Here is a 19177-nt window from a genome sequence, read left to right on the forward strand (position 1 = left end):
TCTATGTTGCTTTTACCCAACTGCCGTGAGCTCAGCCTTTAGTTTTACACACTTTCGAGGCCACCTATGTGTTCGCTTTCGCTACAACTTGATAATTCGCCATTATCCTTACGATAACGTTGTCGGTAGGCTTCAATATCTTGGTTTCCCTCCATATTGCTACCCTAGCTACAGGACTCCGACTCTTATCCTGGTGGGTCTACCTCCCACTGAACATACTCGCCTTTTCTGGACACACAGCAGTTTGTGCAGCAAGTTCTTCTGATTTCTTTGGAACTATAGGGGGGGCTTGTTAGAATAGGAGTTTGTTTATTCCTACCATCGCTACTGATAATAGAGGTTGATTGATCATTTATAGTAGTGCCAACACCTTCATCGTTAGTATTAGCTGTAATATTAGAATGATGTTCGTTAAGGATTTCTAAATTTACTAAACTTTTCGGCTGTACTACTTGTATGGGATCCTCTCGTATTACATGTCCAGCTAATTGAATAGGAGCTTGTTCATTCTTACCACTTTTTTGTTCTAAAGCTGGTATTTTAACAGTAGAAAAATCATTAATAGCATTAGCTAGAACTGAATTTTCTTTATTAAATAGCACTTTTAGACTTTCTTCATTAATCAAATGTAAATCAAGTTCATAGGTATTACCATTAGGGAGAGAAAGTTCAGCCTCTCGATCAGACTTTTTAAAAATTTGAGCAACACTCTGACCATTAAGGAGAAAAATTTTAATTGTTCTGTTGTTAGGCAAATTCTTTAATGCCTCAATAGTACTAACAGTCCCTCCACGAGGAACAACCTGTTGAGCATCCGAAGTTGCAACACATAAAGCTCTACTTGTACTATTACCTATAGAAAGCACTACACTTTCCTGCTGCGGTGTTGTTTGATCATTACTTGTAGAAGCTTGACTTACTATAGCCACATCATCTTCGATCAATAGACTTCTTTCAAAATTCATGTAAAGAGCTCAAAATTGTGGATAGCAGGAATCAAATTAAATCTTAAACCAAAACGTTTTCGTCGCTTTCTATATCTATCGGAAATGATTTTAAACCTTTTCAATAAGCCAATTACGTTTTCAAGTATTGCCCTGTGGCTCATAAGTGTCCTGTTCTCTTTTTTTTGTTCTTTGCTTAACGGATTCTTTTTCTTTTTCCTGTGCGATAATACAACATTTTTGTGTATCTTCTGCATTCCCCTGTAGCCAGCATCAGCTAAGATTTTAGTTTGCTGCTACTTTTGATTCTCTAAACATCCGAAAATCGTGTTTTCTGCCATTCGAGAAAGATGTGCATATGACTTTTCTTCTCTGTTACTATTTGTGTTTTTATAGTATGCCTTTTTTTCTTTCCAGAGTAGAAGGGCTTTTGCTTTTTTTTGGCCTCTCTACTGGCGTCTCAGTTCCGTCTATTACTAAAACTTCATATTCTACATCACTCTTTAATAGTTCTTTTTTTCCTGGTAATGCAAAATCTGGATATTTTATTAATGTGTCTTCTACCCATCTTATTATTTTAAAACAATTACTTTCACTCATGCCATAACTTTGTCCAATATGAAAATATGTGCGGTTATATATTCTAGTGCCATCAGTAGCCTGTCTTCTACGCAAAGTTTGCTTTTTCTTCCACTTCTAGCTTTTTTTCTTTCTCATCCATAATTTCTACCATTCGCTCAAATGTTGCTTTTTTTACCCCTGTTAAACGTCGAAACTTTTCTCCTTCTAACTTTTCTATTTCCTTATATTTCATGCTTTCAAATACTTGATCTTACACTCCTTCTTCTAATTTTGAAAGAAGTCTAATGACCAGGGCTTCTTTTGCCTTTTTTTTCGTTTGGTAAATTTCTTAAACATTTATAGCTAAACGACAACCGTCATCCCGCTACGTGTTAGCGGCTAAGAGATACCGCGAATGAATCGCGGTATGACGTAGATTGCTGATAAATCGTCATCCCGCTACGTGTTAGCGGGATCTCTTGTTAGCGCCGCGGCGGTATGACGGTTCGCGGTGGCATGACGATAACTTCGTCATTCCGCTATGTGTTAGCAGCTAAGAGATACCGCGGCGGTATGACGGTTCGCGGTGGTATGACGATAACCTCGTCATCCCGCTACGTGTTAGCGGCTAAGAGATACCGCGGCGATATGACGAGGGAAACCTGACTTGCATTAGCTATATCAAGCTTAAAATGTTGACAATCTTAAATTTCTTTGCTAAATTATAATAGTAGCATAGTTTGGCCTATCAACCAAAAAGAATTAAAAGTATACTTAAGGTCTCTATACTAATTATTATCCAAACTAATCGTCGGTTGTGCATCTTGCTCAGAGATTAGGGCAACCAACAAATTATTTATCAATTGAACCTTTTGCTTGCCATCTAATTGTAAGCTTTTGTTTTTTTCAAAATGAGCTATTACTTCCTCGACAATTCCTATTGCATTTTGCACTATATGCCTTCTTGCCGAAGTGATAGCATGTGCTTGTTGACGCCTTAACATTGCTTGTGCAATCTCGGACGAATACGCCAAATGCGATATTCTTGCTTCTGTAATCTCAATTCCTGCAATATCTAATCTTTGTTGTAACATTGACCGCAATTCATCTGAAATTTTATCAGAATTTTTACGTAAAGATTCCTCATCGCTTTCGCTATCATACGGATAATTGCTTGCTAATTCTCTTATTACTGAGTCACTTTGTACAAAAACAAATTCGTGATAGTTGTTAACATTATAATACGCCTTTGCAGGGCTGTTTACTCTCCAAACAATTACTGCAGAAATCTCTATTGGACTTCCATTTGCATCATTCACTTTTATTTTTTCTGTGTTAATATTCTGAAATTTTAGGGAAACTATATATTTGCTTGAAAAGGGAAGCGTTATACATATTCCAGACTTAAAATAGGTTCCAATATAATGACCAAAAAACTCTATCACTCTTGCTTCATTAGGGTCATTAATAAAAAATCCTTGAAGAAAAGTCAAAATTGAAACAGCAGCAACTCCAAGCGCAATTGTGCTGTCATATGCCAAAAAAAGCAGCAATAAAATTAATCCTAGCGCTATTAGTACAGGAAAAAACCGGAGTTGACTTAAATTTCTATCGTTTATCGTATTCTTATCCATATTGTCTTTAAACTTCTTTTTCACTTGAACCCTCTCTGTTGATCGTTTTATTTATTTTATTTACAAATAGTTTAAACTCTCTTAATTCATGATCAGGCAATTTTACTTCAGTTTTATGGGCTATCGTAAGCGGATCGATGTGTTTGCCGTTATATATAACTTCGTAATGTAAATGAGGGCCTGTTGCAACACCAGTGCTACCAACATAGGCGATGACCTGCCCCTGCTTTACTTTAGAGCCTAACTTTATATCACCACTAAATCTACTTATATGCGCATAACAGGTTGAATATTCATTTTTGTGTTTTATTTTGATGTAATTTCCATAGCCACCATTCTTTCCTATATATTCTACCACACCCTCTGCAGCAGCGTATATGGGAGTGCCAAGCTTAGCTGCATAATCCACTCCTTTGTGAAAAGCAATTTTACCGCGAACAGGATGCTTTCTATTGCCAAATTTTGAGGATATGCGATAATCTCCATTTAAAGGATTTGCAAAAATTTCGCCATTTTTTAAGCTTATTCCTTCTTTATTAAAATACCTTTCTTTCCCGTCTTGCGATTTATAATGATATAAACTAATAGCTTTCTTGTTTATTGTCAGTGAAGCATATAAAATCTTTTCTTTAGTCTTCTGATTACCGAGCGATCTCTCAAAAAGAACCTCCGATTTACTCTTCGGCACAATGTCTTTTTTAAAATCAACACCAAAATCTTTATATATGTTGATCAATTTTACCACTGTATTTGGCGCCAACCCTTGCTCAATTCCCGTGGCAAAAAAGGAAGATTTTATGGTACTGGACATGAATAATAATCTTCTATCATGGTTACTTTCTGTCACCTCAAAATCCTCTCCTGTCATTCCAGCGCTTGACGCTGGAATCCAGTTGGTGTGTCCATTTGTAATTGAATTTTCTGGATCCAAGTAGTCAAGCACTGGGATGACATCTTTCTTGGTGGAAATTACCTTTATATCACAATGTTCGTACAGTTGTTTGTTTGACATTGGCTCTTTTTTCCTGATCCCATGCTGGAACAGCACTGCAAGATCTGTTGATGTTTCAGCGGTATATAACGGTAAGATAAAGAGCAGTATAAATATAATCAACTTCATCATTTAAACAGCATCAACAAAAGTAAAATTACCTTCCACATACTGTACATCATCATTATCTTCCAGCTCTTCAACCAATGCAGATAATTTATCAATCAACTCTTTATCGCTAATTTCAACTAGATCCTTTGGTTGCCACGAAAGACGAGCAAGTTCTGGTTCTCTGAATTTTGCATAAAAGGCATCGCGTACTTTACCAAAATCTTTTATTTCACAAGTTATAACATGTAATCCTTCTTTGTCATTTTCCTCAACATTCAATACTTCTAACTCGATCCCATAATTAAATAAATCATCAAAATTCACACCCTCTGCTTTATAGACGATTAAGCCTACATGATCGAAAAGGTAACTAACACTTCCTGTTTCTCCCAAGTTTCCACCCTTGCGAGAAAATATATAACGTACCTCAGAAGCAGTACGGTTGCGGTTATTAGTCAAGGCATGGACAATGAGTGCAGTGCCAGAAGGTCCATGACCTTCATATTGGATTTCCTCATAATTTTCTCCAGCAACGTTACCGGTTGCATTTTTTATTGCTGTTTCCATTTTATCTTTTGGTAGATTTTCCTTGCGTGCAACAAATATAGCAGAGCGAAGGCGCGGGTTGAGTTCGGGATCGGGCAGCCCTTGCTTTGCAGCAACTGTTATTTCTCTAATCAGCTTCGTAAATTTTTGAGAGCGCTTTGCATCCTGAGCGCCTTTCCGATGTTTTATATTTGAAAATTGTGAATGACCAGCCATATTCAAATAGTCAAAAACTTAATTATATATCAAAGCATAGAAAAAGCTAAAGCAAATTTTCAAGCCTCTGGCTTGGCATCTTACAGATTTTCTGCTAATAACATACTTTCATACTGCTCAGCTTCTAAGTCAAGGCCAAGAGCTGAATGGGCTGCTACTAAATAGTTAATAGACTTAGAAAAATATTTAGAATCTTTATAGCTTGCCGTATTCTGGAAACGCTTAATTGCTGCTAAATATTCACCGCGCCTCAGGTAAAATTTACCGATAGAGTACTCTTTTGTTGATATATGCTCTGTGATCAGCTTTGCTTTTTCCTTCATCTCGTCTACATATTCGCTACCTGGAAAGAGATTAATGTACTCAGTGGCTAGCTCTAAAGTTTTATATGCAGTTTGCTGTCCAAGTTGCACTTTATTAATTTGCATGTAATAAGATAATACTATTAAGTAGTATACATATGGTAAATCTTCACCATTTGAATAAACATATATATAATCATCCATATCACTTGCAGCACTTCTATAGTTACCCATATTATAGTGAGAAACCCCAGATAATAATTTTGCTTTCCTTGCCCAATAAGAGAAAGGGTACAAATCCTCTATCTTTTGAAATGCCCTAATAGCTTGTTTATATTTTTTCTGGTCAAAAAGTTCAACTGCTTCTTCATATAGTTCAGTTTCAGTTTTTTCAAGATCATTCGCATACGATTGTGTAAAGGAGCAAATTAGAAAAATAAAGCACGTGATTAAAGTCTTATACATAAGATTTTTTTCGATCAAAATAAAGTATAGACCTAAATATTACTTAAATAAATAAATTTTTACTAGGCAATAGCCGGCCCTTCTGTGTTTGAGCCGCTATCTCCTATATTACCCACACCAGCACCTATTGAAACACCTTTTCCGCTCACTTCTATATTTGCTAGCTTCTTACTATAAGAACGTGCAATCAGTACATTTCCTGCTATTAAAAAGATCATACCTACCAAGCCTAAAGTAGGTCCAACAGCAGGATGTAAAGATGATGATAGTGCTATTAACATTATCCTTCTTATTAATAATATAGAAGAACCAGCAAGCATTAACTTAGCTGCAGACATATTGCTTGTCTTTTTTTCAGATTTCTCATCAAAGCCTTGCTCTTTTTCTACTTCAGAATTTTTACTTTTTTTGTACTCACGATAGCAAAAAGTGGCGCTTGCTACAAAGTAAAATAGACTAGAAAGTGAAAAAGCTACATCTCCTATTATTCCTTGCTCTAACGCTTGACTTACTATGCTAGCCACAATAACTAATGTAACTAAAGCAGCATCAGCATAGTTAAAGTAATCATCAACTGTGTAAGGAATGTCTCCCCTTTCTTTTTCTATTATTTCCCCATTTTCAATATTCTCCAATTCTCGTTCTTTTTGTGCTATTTTTCTATTATTATAAATTAAATATAGCGTGCAAATAAGATATAAAGTTGTAAAGGGTAATATAGTATGACCTAATGCGCTGCTTATAAGGCCGAGTAATACCTGATCGCTACATGTTTTTTCCAGTTCAATTGCCATCAACAATGCAAATGGAATCATTGTCGCCAATGATACATATTTTCTATGTAGCTCTCTTTTTTTTAGTGTTAATAGCTCTTGTTCTAGCTTCTTCTTTTTTTCTGCTTCTTCTACTTTTAGCATTAATAACTCCTGTTCGAGTTTCTTCTTTTTTTCCGCTTCTTCTTTTAGTGTTAATGACTCTTGTTCTAGCCTTTCCTTAGACTCTTTCTTAGGGTTCTCTTCATAAACACTTGGTTTTACAGGATCATTTGTCATAGGATTCTTTACGTAGAATTTGCTATTACCCACTTCATATGTCATATAAACCCTATTGATTTATGAACTAATACATTATACAGGATTTTAACTATTCAGTCAATATTATGAAAGTATTAACCACTTTTATATATTAACTGTTTCTCAAGAAATTCAGTCAATCTGTCTGATGCCGGCTAGAACATAATTATAGCCTGACCACATAGTTATAATAGCTGCAACCCATAAACAAATCACACCTATATATTGAATCATATCATAATCGTTCATTATTAGCGCTACTACAGCAATCATCTGTAGAAATGTTTTAATTTTTCCAGCTTTGCTTACAGGTAGACTAACATTTATAGCTATAAGGAACTCCCGTAAACCCGGAACTAATATTTCCCTACAGATAATGATAATCGATGGTACTATTGTAAAATCATTTATCTTCTGCTTATAAACTAGCATAATTATCGTTGAAACCACTATTAATTTATCAGCAATTGGATCAAATAGCTTGCCAAACTTTGATTGGACTTTCCACGTACGCGCCAAGTAACCATCAAAAAAATCCGTAATGCACGCAAACACAAAGATTGATATTGTTATCAGGCCTGCATATTTATTTTCTATATAAAAACTTAATATTATTGCTGGTATTGCAAGTGCGCGAGAAATTGTAAGCAAATTAGGCACGTTTTTCTTAAGCATGTAATGTCATCTTACGTAATAGGTAAACTTATACAGAAGTACAACAGAGTTCACAAGCTAATAGTTTACAATTGAACATTTATAAAAACTCCATATACTTAAAAATTACAAGCTTAAAATATAAGAATGAACGATGACTTAGATAATACCACAAAACAAGAGGCACTTAAGTATCACAGTAGAGGTGGTAACCCTGGTAAAATTTCAATCATGCCAACAAAACCTTTATCTACCCAGTATGATTTGTCACTTGCTTATTCTCCTGGCGTTGCAGCTCCGTGCCTTGAAATAGCTAAAAATCCTGAGGTTGTTTATGATTATACGACAAAAAGCAACTGTGTTGCTGTCATTTCAAATGGCACTGCAGTGCTTGGGCTTGGTAATATCGGCCCTCTTGCTGCAAAACCTGTCATGGAAGGCAAAGCTGTTTTATTTAAGCGTTTTGCTGATATTGATGCAGTTGATATAGAAGTTGGTACAGAAAATATAGAAGATTTTATCAATGCAGTAAGGTACCTTGGGCCAAGTTGGGGGGGGATAAATTTAGAGGATATAAGATCTCCCGATTGTTTTATAATAGAGAAACGTCTGAATGAACTGATGGATATTCCAGTGTTCCATGATGACCAGCATGGGACTGCAGTGGTTGTTGCAGCCGGTGTAAAAAATGCTCTTGATATTGTTGGAAAGAAATTAGAGGACGTTAAGATCATTATGAATGGTGCTGGAGCAGCCGGTATTGCATGTTTAGAAATACTAAAGTCCATGGGCGCTAAAAATATAGTGCTGTGTGATAAGCAAGGAGTAATATACAAAGGTAGAAACGAGGACATGAATGAGTGGAAGGAAAAATATGCAATTGATACTTCCGAACGTTCTCTACTTGATACAATAAAAGGCGCTGATGTATTCATCGGATTATCTGCAAAAGATGTGTTAAATGAAGAGATGTTAAAGAGTATGGGCAAAGACCCGATTATTTTCGCTCTCGCCAACCCCGATCCAGAAGTAAGGCCTGAGTTTGCAAAATCTGTGAGGCCAGATGCAATAATCGCAACTGGCAGGTCAGATTACAACAATCAAGTCAACAACGTAATGGGATTTCCTTATATATTCAGAGGAGCGCTTGATGTACATGCAACAACAATAAATGATGAGATGAAAATTGCAGCTGCAGATGCAATAGCAAAGCTTGCCCGTGAGCCAGTGTCTGAGGAGATATCTGCAGCCTATGGCGGTCGTAAAATGAGCTATGGACGTGAATATATAATACCTACTCCATTTGACCCAAGATTAATTTCTATAGTATCTCCTGCTGTTGCAAAAGCCGCAGTTGATTCAGGTATTGCAAGAAAGGCAATACAAGATTGGAGTAAATATGAAAATCAATTGAAATCTCGCCTTGCTAGTGCACTTAACACGCTGAATCTACTGTCTTCACAATATTAGTAACCATATAATCAATAATTCAATTGCACCCAGTCGTTTTAGATTTATAATGAAAGTATTGTAATTTAAAGCAAATCAATGACTATTGCAATTCACGAATTAGAAAGGATCATCAAACAATCGTTCCCCGACGCTGATATAAAAGTTCATGACCTTGCTGGAGATGATGATCATTATCATTTAAAAATAACCTCCAAGCGCTTTCTTGGAAAGACAAAAATAGAACAGCATAAAATGGTATATAAAGCTCTGGAAGGTCAGTCTATACACGCCTTGCAACTGGAAACTAATACTTAAAAATAAGGTAAATTTATGAGCAATTTTGAACAAATAAAAAAAGATATAGCGGAAAATGATGTGGTGTTGTACATGAAAGGCACTTCTGATTTTCCTCAATGCGGATTCTCTGGACTCGTCGTGTCAATCCTAAAAAAATTGAACGTGAAGTTTAAGTATATTAACGTGTTGGAGAATGATGAAATACGTGAATCTATAAAAAAGTTTTCTGATTGGCCAACAATTCCACAATTATATATAAAGGAAGAGTTTATCGGTGGTTGCGACATCACTCGCGAGATGTACGAAAAAGGCGAACTGCAAAATTTATTGAAGGAAAAAAAAATTATTGCGGAATAAGTACCAAGAAACCAGTGCCCAGACGCTGGATAACGTAGTATACCATGAAAAAGGATCTTATGTCTTAAACCTTATCACCAGGGTTAACAAATAGGTGGCCTAATACTATTAACTTTATGGGTTTACCTTCGTTATTTGCTACTATCCAAACCCCATCGCTCTCATGATCAACAATTTCTATTGGTACAAATATTACATAATTATTGTCGTCAACAATCTTTATTCCAAGAGCACCCTCGTCACTTAAGCTCAGGGCTGAAGAAGGAACTTTATATGTAAATCTTTCGCCTGAAGGTAGCCTTACGTTGGCAGTTAGTTCCTGCAAGGATATCATTTTATTATTGGTTACCTTCACTTCTACCCTATAAGACCCAGTTTTAGGCTCAGCAATTTTACTAATAAAACTTACTTCACCTGCCAATTCTTTTCCGTCCAGCAAATTAATTTGAGCTGTGCTGCCTAGCTCTATTTTATTTACTTCATTTTCCGAAATGTATAACACTACAAGAATTTGATCGAAATTAACCACGTCAGCTATTTTTTGCCCAGCATTAACAAAATCCCCTTCGTTTGCATTGATTTTATCAATATAACCATCTATAGGAGATGTGACTGCAGTATTTTCTAAATCCAATTCTAGCCTTTTTAGGTCAGCTTTTGCACTTTGTAACGCAGTAAAAGCTGCTTCTACTTGTATTTGTGCTCCATAGCCTTTTTTATTCAGTTTGTGAGAGGAATCATACTCAATTTCACGCTGCTTTAATAAAGCTTTGGCTTTCTGAGCTTGCTCAATCCTGTCATAATCTTCTATCTTTAACACTACATCATCTCTTTTTACCTTTTCACCATCAGGTAAATAAATAGCAATAATCTTACCACTTATTTTTGAGACAAGGCTAGCTCTATGTAAGGGATTTACCGTACCAGAAAAATTTAAATATATAGTGCGGTTTTGCGGCGCACATTCTTGAGTTTTTACTGAAAAGCTACTAGTTGCATTATCACCATGAACCGCCTGATCTTTTTTTAAAAATGCACTGCTGCTAAAAAACAGTAGAATAAAAGCAATACTGGAAATGATGATTACTTTATTTCTCATCTTTAAACAATAGAATTTGTTAACTAATTTTGTTAGAAACAACTGCATAAATTTTCGAATCAGAAATGTAAGTATAATACATGCACCATTGTCACTCCATAAATAATTTTATATGAGAACAAACACAAGATTTTCCTACAATAAGTAAGTTTTTTATTGCAAAAATGCAATTTTTAATCGAATAAAAATGTAAAATTGCAAATAAAGTTGTGCATGAGACTGAAAATTTCCATCAAATGATATTATGGAAATAAGAATATTGTAACAAAACTCAGTATATTAGTATATATTTAAATAGAGTTTTAACGCTCCATTAAACGGGTACTCAATTGTTCAACACTATCAATTTCAATTTGTAAAGTGTCCTTTATAAACTTATCAGCCTGGTCTATGTTCATTGAAACTCTATATTTATTGGGATTTGGCATGAATTTTTTTATAACAGCTCTACTTTTCAATAAATTCCATTTGCATTTCTTGTATATTACTTTCTATTTGCTCTATTTGTTCTATCAACCTTTCTTCTAAGTCAAGATTACCGCTCAGCCTCGCTTCGGTTCTTTCTTTTCGTAATGCATTTAATTCTTTTAGTAACACTATATTATTCCACACAATTTCTGCAGATTTGCTCTCGTTCAGTTGGCTATTTAGTACACTAGTTTTTTCAAATACATACTTTATAACGTCAAACTGTTTCAATTCTTGTAACAAAGCCTCTTTACCAAGTTTGCTTTTGTTACTTATTACATCAATTACACGCTGTTGTAATCTTTTCATCTCATTAGTAAATTCAAAATGAGAAAATTGCTCAAAAAATATAGGACGGTTCAAGATTTCAGGAAATTCTACGGCTATACGCAAAATTATGGCCTGATTTTGCTCCGCTTCAATTAGCTCTGGAGATTTGTTATGAAGATACTCACCTTTTGTTGCTCTAATTTTACTATTAAAAATCTGTTTTTTGAAGCTACTTCTTAGTTCACTAGCCTTATTGTAAAAATAATCTCTATAATACCGTCTAATACTGCTGTTGCTAATAGTATTTACATATTCCATGAACCTGTGCTCAAGAATTGAATATTTTTCTGGAGCAAGTTTTTCGTAGCTTTGCAGACTATTACTGACTATGTGATGCCATAAATATTCAGAATGCAGTTTTGTTGAATGGTCAAGAGCAGTCAACACGTCTTCTTTCTTGTATGCCAGTTCGTTACATATATCGTATGGATCTTTATTACTCGGCAAAGTCACAAACTTTAACGTGTATCCAGGCTCTAATATTGGCAGAGCAAGTTCCGCAACTCGGGTAGCAGCATGACGTCCAGCACTATCTCCATCCATACAGATGGAGATTTCTTTAGCAAATCTCCACAGGTTTTTTATCTGTTCTGCAGAAATTGCGGTACCAAGTGGAGCAACTGCATTACTAATTCCTGCTTGATGTAGCGCTATCACGTCCATATACCCTTCAACAACAAGTATGTGCTGTTTTTTACGTATTTCGCTTAAAGCAAAGTTTAATCCGTATAAATTCTCCCTCTTCTTGAAGAGCTGACTCTCTGGGCTGTTTAAATATTTCGGCTGTTGCTCAAAGCTCAGAGCACGTCCGCCAAAACCAATAACTCTCCCTGCAATGCTCTGTATAGGAAATATCAGCCGGTCATAAAAATAATCATGAAAATTTTTGTTTACTAATCCAATATCAATTAAAATTTTGTCTTCAATACCTGAAGAGTTTAAATACTCTTTCAAACCAGAGCTTGGTGCATAACCTATTCTAAATTTATCTATGATTTCAGGTGAAATCCTGCGCTGCTTTAAATAATCTATAACGCCCTGATTTTTTTGTGCAAACCAATTTGCAGCTAAATCAAGCGCTAAAAATAGTTTATTGTCCTCTTTTGTAATACTAAGACTTTTGGGCAGTTCAACACCTGTAACCGATGCTAATCTTTCCAATGCTTCTTTAAAGCTTAATCCTTCAGTTTGTGAAATAAATTCAAATGCATCACCACTAGCTAAGCAACCAAAACAGTAATATAACCCCTTAGTATTGCTCACCGAAAAAGATGGGGTTTTTTCGTTATGAAATGGACAGAGCCCAACAAAACTATCTCCTCTTTTTATTAGCCTGACTTTTTTACCTACTATGTCAGATAATAATAATTTTGATTTTATAATATCTATATGATCCATCTTGTTAAATTAGTAGTAGGATAAAAATTATATAGAATTTATGCACATCTGACTCGAAATTTATTTCAAGCTTTAGGACTCCCGAAAGATCAGGAGTATTAAAACGGCTTGACAGAAAGATCAAAATAAATTACCCATATAAATATCCTTAAGTTATGCAAGATCAATTTTTTATATGTCAGATATAATATCAATTGCCTCAGATCATGCTGGTTATGAATTAAAATCAGAAATAAAATCCTACCTGGAAACCCTGGGTTACACAGCGGTAGATCAAGGCTGCACTGCTAAGCAAAAGTGTGTAGATTACCCAGATTACGCTGTTAAAGTTGTAGAAGATATAACAAGCAAAAAAGCAAATTATGGGGTATTAATTTGTGGTACAGGTTTGGGCATGAGTACTGTGGCAAATCGTTTTGAAGGAATCTACGCTGCTTTATGTAACAGTGTTGAGATCGCAAAATTAGCTCGCGAGCATGGCAACGCAAATGTACTGTGTCTTGGTGCAGGGTTTACTGCGAGTGGATTAGCAAAAGACATAGTCAAACAATTCCTCGAAACAGAATTTTCAAAAGAAAGCAGACATAAAAAACGCCTTGATAAACTCAGCAATATAACCTCTAAGAAAAAAAAAACAAAAACTTATAACGAAGATGAAATATCAAAATTCGCTAAAATGGCAGGCCAGTGGTGGGATGAGAACGGCAAATTCAAACCATTGCACATGATGAATCCTGTTAGAGTATCTTACATTATTGAGAAAATAAAAGAGTTAAAAAAATGCAATTTGAAAGAATTATCATTGCTTGATGTTGGATGCGGTGGTGGCATTTTATCAGAGTCAATGGCACGCGTTGGCATTAACGTTTCAGGAATAGATGTATGCGCAGAAAACATAAAAGTAGCACAATCGCATGCGAAAAAAGTAGGGCTTAATATAGAATATACGCACACCAGCATTGAAGAGCTAAGCAATGACAAGAAGTACGACGTGGTTCTGTTGATGGAAGTAGTTGAACATGTAGATAATTTAGAATTCTTTATGAAAAGAGCAGTAGAACTGCTTAAACCAGAAGGGCTAATCTTTATATCCACAATAAATAGAACTATTAAATCCTTCTGCCTTGCAATAATTGGTGCAGAGTACATATTAAACTGGCTTCCAAAAGGCACACACAATTGGAATAAATTTCTCAAGCCGTCAGAAATTGCAAATCACTTAAGAGAAAATAATGTAACGCTGCAAAACATGGCTGGCATGGAGTACAACGTAATAAAGCGTGAGTGGAATCTAACTAAAGGTGTGGATGTTAATTATATACTTTGTGGAAACATTGTAGTTTGAGACGGTTCTAATATCATCCCAGTGCCCTCTTCTTGTCATCCCAGTGCCCAGACACCTTAGACAATCTGCCAATTTCTGATTTTGTCCATTCTGGGCGGGATTGTTGAGTTCTCTGATCTTAAATACTACATTTACTTCATCAAGATCAATGTTGACTTCTTTTACTAATATCCTAATAAGACTACGTTTAGCTTGCCAATTTAGGTGTTCCAATTCCGATTTAACACTAGAATAAAAGCCCTTTATGCTATTTGTAATAAGATTCATTTTCTGCCGTAGTTCCTTTTGATCAATCACCTTTTTCTTCTCTCCTTCAATCTCTTTTAAACGTTCCTTCATTTTCTTCATTGCCTGCTTAAATTCTTCCTTGCTTATATATTTTTCCTCACTTGTATTCCCTTGAATATAATAATCATTTATAAGTTCTTTAATACTTTGTTTTAATTGACTCTCACGTCTTGCAAATCTTTCATCTAATAATTCATTCTTATGTTCTGAAATTCTACGTTGGTACTCCTTCATACCCTATCTGGATTTTTTAACAAACTTTTTACTTCTTCCCACACAACTGTTTCCAACACTTCTCCACGAATAGATCTGTTAGTGCATACCTTATCACCGTAAAAATTTCTTGTACCCAGGCAAGTGTAATAAGTACTCACAATCTTTTTTTCTTTGCCGTAATTTCGTCTTCCGCAGTAAGCACGTCCACAACACTTACACACAACTAGCTTTTGCAATAGATATGTCTCTTTTCTTTGCTGCACTCTTGCTCTCTGTTTATTCTCAATCAATTGTTCTTGTACTACATTAAATAAATCCTCGTCAACTATTTTCGGCACCGGTATATAAATCCAATTCTCCTTATCTGTACTGTAAATAGAGTGAGTTCGCCGGCTGTTGCTTTTTTTTGGTTTGACTTCTAGCATTACTGGACCCGCCTTTGTTTTACCATATGCTGCTTGCCCCTTGTATGCTGGATTTTTTAACATCTTATGGATGGTGCTTGGATGCCACACCTCTTTCCCTGTTTGTGTTCTAACAGAAGCTTCTCTTAGTCTCTTTACCGCTTCTCTAATACTTATCCTTTCCTCTCCAATCCACATGAACACCTCTCTCACTACTTTTGCTTCCTCTTCTTTTATTTCAAATTTGTTTTCTCCTCCTTTTACATGCTTTCTTATATATCGATAACCATAAGGTGCATTGCTTATCACACTTACACAACCTTCTCTTGCTGCATGCAGTTTTCCCCTCATGCTTCGTATCAAGATTTGTCTCAGTTCAAACCTTCCTACTGCTCCTTGCACATCTGTCATTAAATCGGACTCTGGTGTATCATCAACCTTATGATTTGAAAAGATTATTTCTACTCTTGCTCTCTTAAATTCATCTATTACATCTCTTTGATCTACAGGATCACGTGACAACCGATCTAGTGAATAGATATAAATCTTATTAATTTTTCCTTCTGCTATTTTATCACGTAAATTCTTTAAACCTTCACGCTCTAAATTTGACCCTCTACGACCATCGTCAGTGAATACATATTCTTCCAATAACTCATATCCATCTACAGCAATTCTACGCTTAAGCTCTGCAATTTGGCTCTCTATTGTATGATCCCGCACTTGTCGGTCTGATGAAACTCTTGCATACAAGGCCACCGTTATCATCTTTTTCTACCTCCTTTTCGTTGTTTCTTTTTACTGAATACTTTAGTAACTGTTCGTAAGCTTCTGATAAATGTTTATCTGCTGACTGATCAGGCTCATAAAGGCAGTTAACAATTAACGTTCTTTTCCGCATAGTTTCTCCTGTAAATGTTTTTGTAGTTTAGGCACTCCCTATTTCCATAAATCCATTTATCAGCTATTCTTGCGAAATAGCACTATCTTTCATCAATTAAGCTCTCTATCAAGCTCCTCTTTTCCATATTATTCCTATTATCTTCTAGCCAACCTTTTACTCCCTTCTCTTACAGAAAGCTCTTTTTATAGCTCTTTTATCTTCTCATCAATATCTTCTAGCTCTTTTTCCACTTCCATCATTGACCAATGCTCTAGCTTTTCCCTTATTTCTTCAAACCTTCTTTCTCCTTTTTCTTTTAAATCTAGGCTAAATATCGCATCTACTGTCCGCTCCGATAACTCCTTTAGTTTTTCCAGCAACTCTCGCGTAATACATTGGTGTAATGCCAACTCTTGATCTACTTTGGCTCCAGCTTTCACTAGCTCTTTTATTATCTCTTTTGTTATCCTTCCTTTTGCCCCTGTCTTGCATGCTATATGTAGTGGTGTATATCCTTCATGATCTCGAGCATTTACATCACCTCCCGCTTCTAATATTGCTCTCACGTTTCCTATTTCCCTCATAAATACCGCACTATGCAATGGCGTTCTTCCTATATAGTTCCCAGTATTAACATTTGACCCTGCTTTTATTAACTCCCTTACTGTCTTTTCACAACTCATTAAGCTCGCACTATGTAACGCCGTATATCCTCCATCGTCCATAGCATTTACATTTGCTCCTCCTTCTATCAGTACTTTTACATTTTCTACCTTTCCATAGAATGCTGCTAGGTGTAATGGTCTGTCTCCATTATTATTTTCTATATTTATTTCTGCTCCTTTTTCTATTAGTAGCTTTATTGCTTTTTCATCTGAAAGGTATGCTGCTAAATGCAACACAGTGTTACCATCTTTTCCTCTCTCATCTATTTTTCTAAATGAATTCTCCTTTAATTTTTCCAGTCTTTTATTTAAATTGAACATTTTAGTTACCCCACTATAAAAACATACGCCAATTTGGCTCATTCTAGCGTAAAGTAAACTTCTTATGTTTACCCACTACTATTCTAGTTATGCCTGTTTTGATATCAAAAAGCAACTTCTTTTTTTCAAAAAACACACATTTTTACTGAATGTTAATGTAGTATATGAAGATATAAATATAAGTGTTTAGCATATTAAACATATAGCTTGTGTCTCCTTCCAACTTCTGTTTAAATGACGATGTTCGTGCCACGTTAGTACACCTCTGTACAACACTAAAATGTAATTTTCCGGTTCATGTATTGAATCCTTTTGCTCTGAATTTAAACCGCTTTCAAAATGAACATAGTGCTTTGCTAAACCAAATCTTATAACTTTCTGGTTGGTAAAATCTTCTACCTTGTAGTGGTGAGTAACGCTGAATCTTTCTAAAATTGGCTTGTATTTTAAATTCCACACTTGTTCAGATAGCTTATCACTTCCTAGTAAAAACCTTTTTCCCCTCTCTTCTATACTACTTACTGGAAAACATGCGTTTATTTCCCCTAAACTCCAACTGTCCGACAATACTATCTGCGCTTTCGCAAACTTTATTGCCGGTAATAAGCTCTGTGGTAGCGGATATAACGTTTTTAAATTATTCCACTGATGACTTCTTTCATAAATACCGTTATAATTCTTTGTGTGAGGCTCGGTTTCTCCAAGTATTGCTACATCTAGCCGGTATATATCATTGCTTAAAGCTCGTTCATAATGATCGCGTAGATAGTTTTCTACAATCCTAATAACTGGACCATGAGACCTGAAAAAATTTACTCTCCCAAATGATAACACCGGTCCATCTTCTTCTATTTTTACACCTGAGTAATCCGATAACAAATTTCCAAAAAAACTTTCATCTAAAATGAACCTACCAATGTTGTAGTGATCGTTAAAAATCCTCATTAGCCGTGATCTTGCTGGCAATGATAGTTTTGCTAGTTCTACTACTGCATCAACGAAGAAGTCGTTCGGAACATCTTTTATCCCTATCTGTAATTCAAAGAAATGTTCACCTGGTGGCTCTTCAATAATTGTAATATCTTCTATATTTGCCCATTTTAATGCTATTTTCAGCGATGCTGGTGTTCCTTTTAGTCTTTGAAATTTTATTCCTTCTTTAATTGATTTCTTCTTATCCTTCACCCATGATAGAATTTCTTCTAGGCCATATTCTTCGATTAACCAAGGTAGGATTTCTTCTTTTAAGCCGAATTTAAATCCCTTAATGCAACTTGTATCAACTTTGTAATCAACTGCATCTACTATCGCTTGCTCTTGTTTCGTAGAATTTGGTGGTAATAGCATCAGTTTTGCCTCACTAATTCGATTCTCAAATTTTCCAATTTAGCACACTCATTTCCTGCTACAACAACATCTTCCTTTGGCTCTAACAGCTCTACGTTACTCACCCCATCTACAAAAAGATTCGCTATAATCCATGATCTTGTAATACTCCATCCGAGTCTTTTGCTTGCTTCAAACTTTTCGATAAATTGCTTTTTAATTTCTTCCTCTGATGTTATAGAACTTATGCTAATTCTGCTGTGGATATCTATTTCAATAATATTGCAACCAACTACTGTTATCGTATCTGTTAATACCCTTATATCATCCCTGGTGACTTGCTTTTTTACAATATCCAGTAGTTCTTCAGATGCTATGCCATTTGTGGATAACTCCGTGGATAAAATCGAGATCTCTACACTTCCTGGCACTTTTGATTCAACCAGCGCATCCTTTACTCTTCTATCTGCTGAGAGTGCATGAGATCGATAATGTTCTTTACTCCCTCCAGTACTCCAGCCAACTATCTTTGCTTTAATTCTTTTTCTGAAACGTTCATCATCTTCCCCTTTTTCCCTTTCTACACCATAAAATTCAGCTAAATTATCAAGATCATTTCCCCTTGCAAACTTAAGTAAATTACTTTTTACTGCTTCATTTATTCTTTGTCTCAGCAAAAGTTCTCTCCATGCTGCTACTTCTAAAATCTTTATCGCTGGGTCACTTTCTACTAATGCTGTAAAACTTGCGTCACGCTTCACCAACTCTTCTTTCATTCTCGAGAATATTTCTTCATAGCTCAGTTTTTCAATTATCTCTGGCTGCTGCATT

20 protein-coding genes and 1 pseudogene are annotated in these 19177 nt (G+C 35.5%); 5 read left to right on the plus strand and 16 right to left on the minus strand.

Annotated elements, in window-relative coordinates; genetic code table 11:
* Positions 1 to 185: 185 nt before the first annotated feature.
* Both NHG98_RS02945 and NHG98_RS02950 read right to left on the minus strand, forming a co-directional pair.
* Positions 186 to 965: a hypothetical protein gene (locus NHG98_RS02945; protein ID WP_096617945.1), complete on the minus strand. Its 780-nt coding sequence runs from the start codon at positions 963 to 965 to the stop codon at positions 186 to 188.
* Positions 962 to 1758 (minus strand): annotated as a pseudogene (locus NHG98_RS02950) (IS5 family transposase). Before NHG98_RS02950 ends, NHG98_RS02945 begins: the two are co-directional and overlap by 4 nt.
* A gap of 245 nt (positions 1759 to 2003) precedes the next feature.
* On the opposite strand from NHG98_RS02950, the gene NHG98_RS02955 reads away from it, so the two are divergent.
* Positions 2004 to 2171, plus strand: a complete 168-nt coding sequence (locus tag NHG98_RS02955; RefSeq protein ID WP_259245555.1) for a hypothetical protein — start codon at positions 2004 to 2006, stop codon at positions 2169 to 2171.
* Positions 2172 to 2293: 122 nt separating this feature from the next.
* On the opposite strand, the gene NHG98_RS02960 is transcribed toward NHG98_RS02955, so the two are convergent.
* The 6 genes from NHG98_RS02960 to pgsA form a co-directional block, all read right to left on the minus strand.
* Positions 2294 to 3139, minus strand: coding sequence for an SPFH domain-containing protein (locus tag NHG98_RS02960; RefSeq protein WP_096641421.1), 846 nt, complete (start codon positions 3137 to 3139; stop codon positions 2294 to 2296).
* Between the two features lie 7 nt (positions 3140 to 3146).
* Positions 3147 to 4259, minus strand: a complete 1113-nt coding sequence (locus NHG98_RS02965; protein ID WP_096641422.1) for a peptidoglycan DD-metalloendopeptidase family protein — start codon at positions 4257 to 4259, stop codon at positions 3147 to 3149.
* 3 nt (positions 4260 to 4262) lie between these two features.
* A complete protein-coding gene (locus NHG98_RS02970; protein ID WP_096641419.1) occupies positions 4263 to 5003 on the minus strand; it encodes a YebC/PmpR family DNA-binding transcriptional regulator in 741 nt (246 codons plus the stop codon).
* Positions 5004 to 5083: 80 nt separating this feature from the next.
* Positions 5084 to 5770, minus strand: coding sequence for an outer membrane protein assembly factor BamD (locus NHG98_RS02975; RefSeq protein WP_096641418.1), 687 nt, complete (start codon positions 5768 to 5770; stop codon positions 5084 to 5086).
* Positions 5771 to 5832: 62 nt separating this feature from the next.
* Entirely contained in the window at positions 5833 to 6867 is a 1035-nt protein-coding gene (locus tag NHG98_RS02980; RefSeq protein ID WP_259245556.1) for a hypothetical protein, read from the minus strand.
* 108 nt (positions 6868 to 6975) lie between these two features.
* On the minus strand, positions 6976 to 7518 hold the full coding sequence (gene pgsA / locus NHG98_RS02985; RefSeq protein WP_096641417.1) for a CDP-diacylglycerol--glycerol-3-phosphate 3-phosphatidyltransferase: 543 nt from the start codon (positions 7516 to 7518) through the stop codon (positions 6976 to 6978).
* A 126-nt stretch (positions 7519 to 7644) separates the two neighbouring features.
* Here pgsA and NHG98_RS02990 point away from each other — a divergent pair, with 126 nt between their 5' ends.
* The 3 genes from NHG98_RS02990 (at position 7645) to grxD (ending at position 9603) form a co-directional block, all read left to right on the plus strand.
* Positions 7645 to 8967, plus strand: a complete 1323-nt coding sequence (locus NHG98_RS02990) for a malic enzyme-like NAD(P)-binding protein (protein ID WP_096641416.1) — start codon at positions 7645 to 7647, stop codon at positions 8965 to 8967.
* 78 nt (positions 8968 to 9045) lie between these two features.
* Positions 9046 to 9264, plus strand: coding sequence for a BolA/IbaG family iron-sulfur metabolism protein (locus NHG98_RS02995; protein WP_096641415.1), 219 nt, complete (start codon positions 9046 to 9048; stop codon positions 9262 to 9264).
* A 15-nt stretch (positions 9265 to 9279) separates the two neighbouring features.
* Complete coding sequence (gene grxD, locus NHG98_RS03000; RefSeq protein WP_096641414.1) at positions 9280 to 9603, plus strand: Grx4 family monothiol glutaredoxin; 324 nt, start codon at positions 9280 to 9282, stop codon at positions 9601 to 9603.
* 64 nt (positions 9604 to 9667) lie between these two features.
* Here the strand turns inward: grxD and NHG98_RS03005 are convergent, their stop codons facing one another.
* Entirely contained in the window at positions 9668 to 10750 is a 1083-nt protein-coding gene (locus NHG98_RS03005; protein ID WP_096641413.1) for an efflux RND transporter periplasmic adaptor subunit, read from the minus strand.
* A 399-nt stretch (positions 10751 to 11149) separates the two neighbouring features.
* A complete protein-coding gene (gene dnaG / locus NHG98_RS03010; protein ID WP_096641412.1) occupies positions 11150 to 12898 on the minus strand; it encodes a DNA primase in 1749 nt (582 codons plus the stop codon).
* A 175-nt stretch (positions 12899 to 13073) separates the two neighbouring features.
* Between dnaG and ubiG the strand changes: the two genes are divergently transcribed.
* Complete coding sequence (ubiG, locus tag NHG98_RS03015) at positions 13074 to 14243, plus strand: bifunctional 2-polyprenyl-6-hydroxyphenol methylase/3-demethylubiquinol 3-O-methyltransferase UbiG (RefSeq protein ID WP_096641411.1); 1170 nt, start codon at positions 13074 to 13076, stop codon at positions 14241 to 14243.
* Here ubiG and NHG98_RS03020 read toward each other — a convergent pair.
* The 6 genes from NHG98_RS03020 to NHG98_RS03045 form a co-directional block, all read right to left on the minus strand.
* Complete coding sequence (locus NHG98_RS03020; RefSeq protein ID WP_259245558.1) at positions 14190 to 14765, minus strand: hypothetical protein; 576 nt, start codon at positions 14763 to 14765, stop codon at positions 14190 to 14192. The two genes, ubiG and NHG98_RS03020, sit on opposite strands and share 54 nt — an antisense overlap.
* On the minus strand, positions 14762 to 15919 hold the full coding sequence (locus NHG98_RS03025) for a recombinase family protein (RefSeq protein WP_096641410.1): 1158 nt from the start codon (positions 15917 to 15919) through the stop codon (positions 14762 to 14764). Before NHG98_RS03025 ends, NHG98_RS03020 begins: the two co-directional genes overlap by 4 nt.
* Positions 15834 to 16052: a hypothetical protein gene (locus NHG98_RS03030; protein WP_096641409.1), complete on the minus strand. Its 219-nt coding sequence runs from the start codon at positions 16050 to 16052 to the stop codon at positions 15834 to 15836. Before NHG98_RS03030 ends, NHG98_RS03025 begins: the two co-directional genes overlap by 86 nt.
* 185 nt (positions 16053 to 16237) lie before the next feature.
* On the minus strand, positions 16238 to 17020 hold the full coding sequence (locus NHG98_RS03035) for an ankyrin repeat domain-containing protein (protein ID WP_259245562.1): 783 nt from the start codon (positions 17018 to 17020) through the stop codon (positions 16238 to 16240).
* Positions 17021 to 17206: 186 nt separating this feature from the next.
* Positions 17207 to 18367: a phage tail protein gene (locus NHG98_RS03040; RefSeq protein WP_096617983.1), complete on the minus strand. Its 1161-nt coding sequence runs from the start codon at positions 18365 to 18367 to the stop codon at positions 17207 to 17209.
* On the minus strand, positions 18367 to 19176 hold the full coding sequence (locus NHG98_RS03045) for a baseplate assembly protein (protein WP_259245565.1): 810 nt from the start codon (positions 19174 to 19176) through the stop codon (positions 18367 to 18369). The genes NHG98_RS03040 and NHG98_RS03045 overlap by 1 nt, the downstream gene beginning before the upstream one ends.
* Between the last annotated feature and the right edge of the window lies 1 nt (position 19177).

The organism is Wolbachia endosymbiont of Aedes albopictus, assembly GCF_024804185.1.
Taxonomy (GTDB): domain Bacteria; phylum Pseudomonadota; class Alphaproteobacteria; order Rickettsiales; family Anaplasmataceae; genus Wolbachia; species Wolbachia pipientis_B.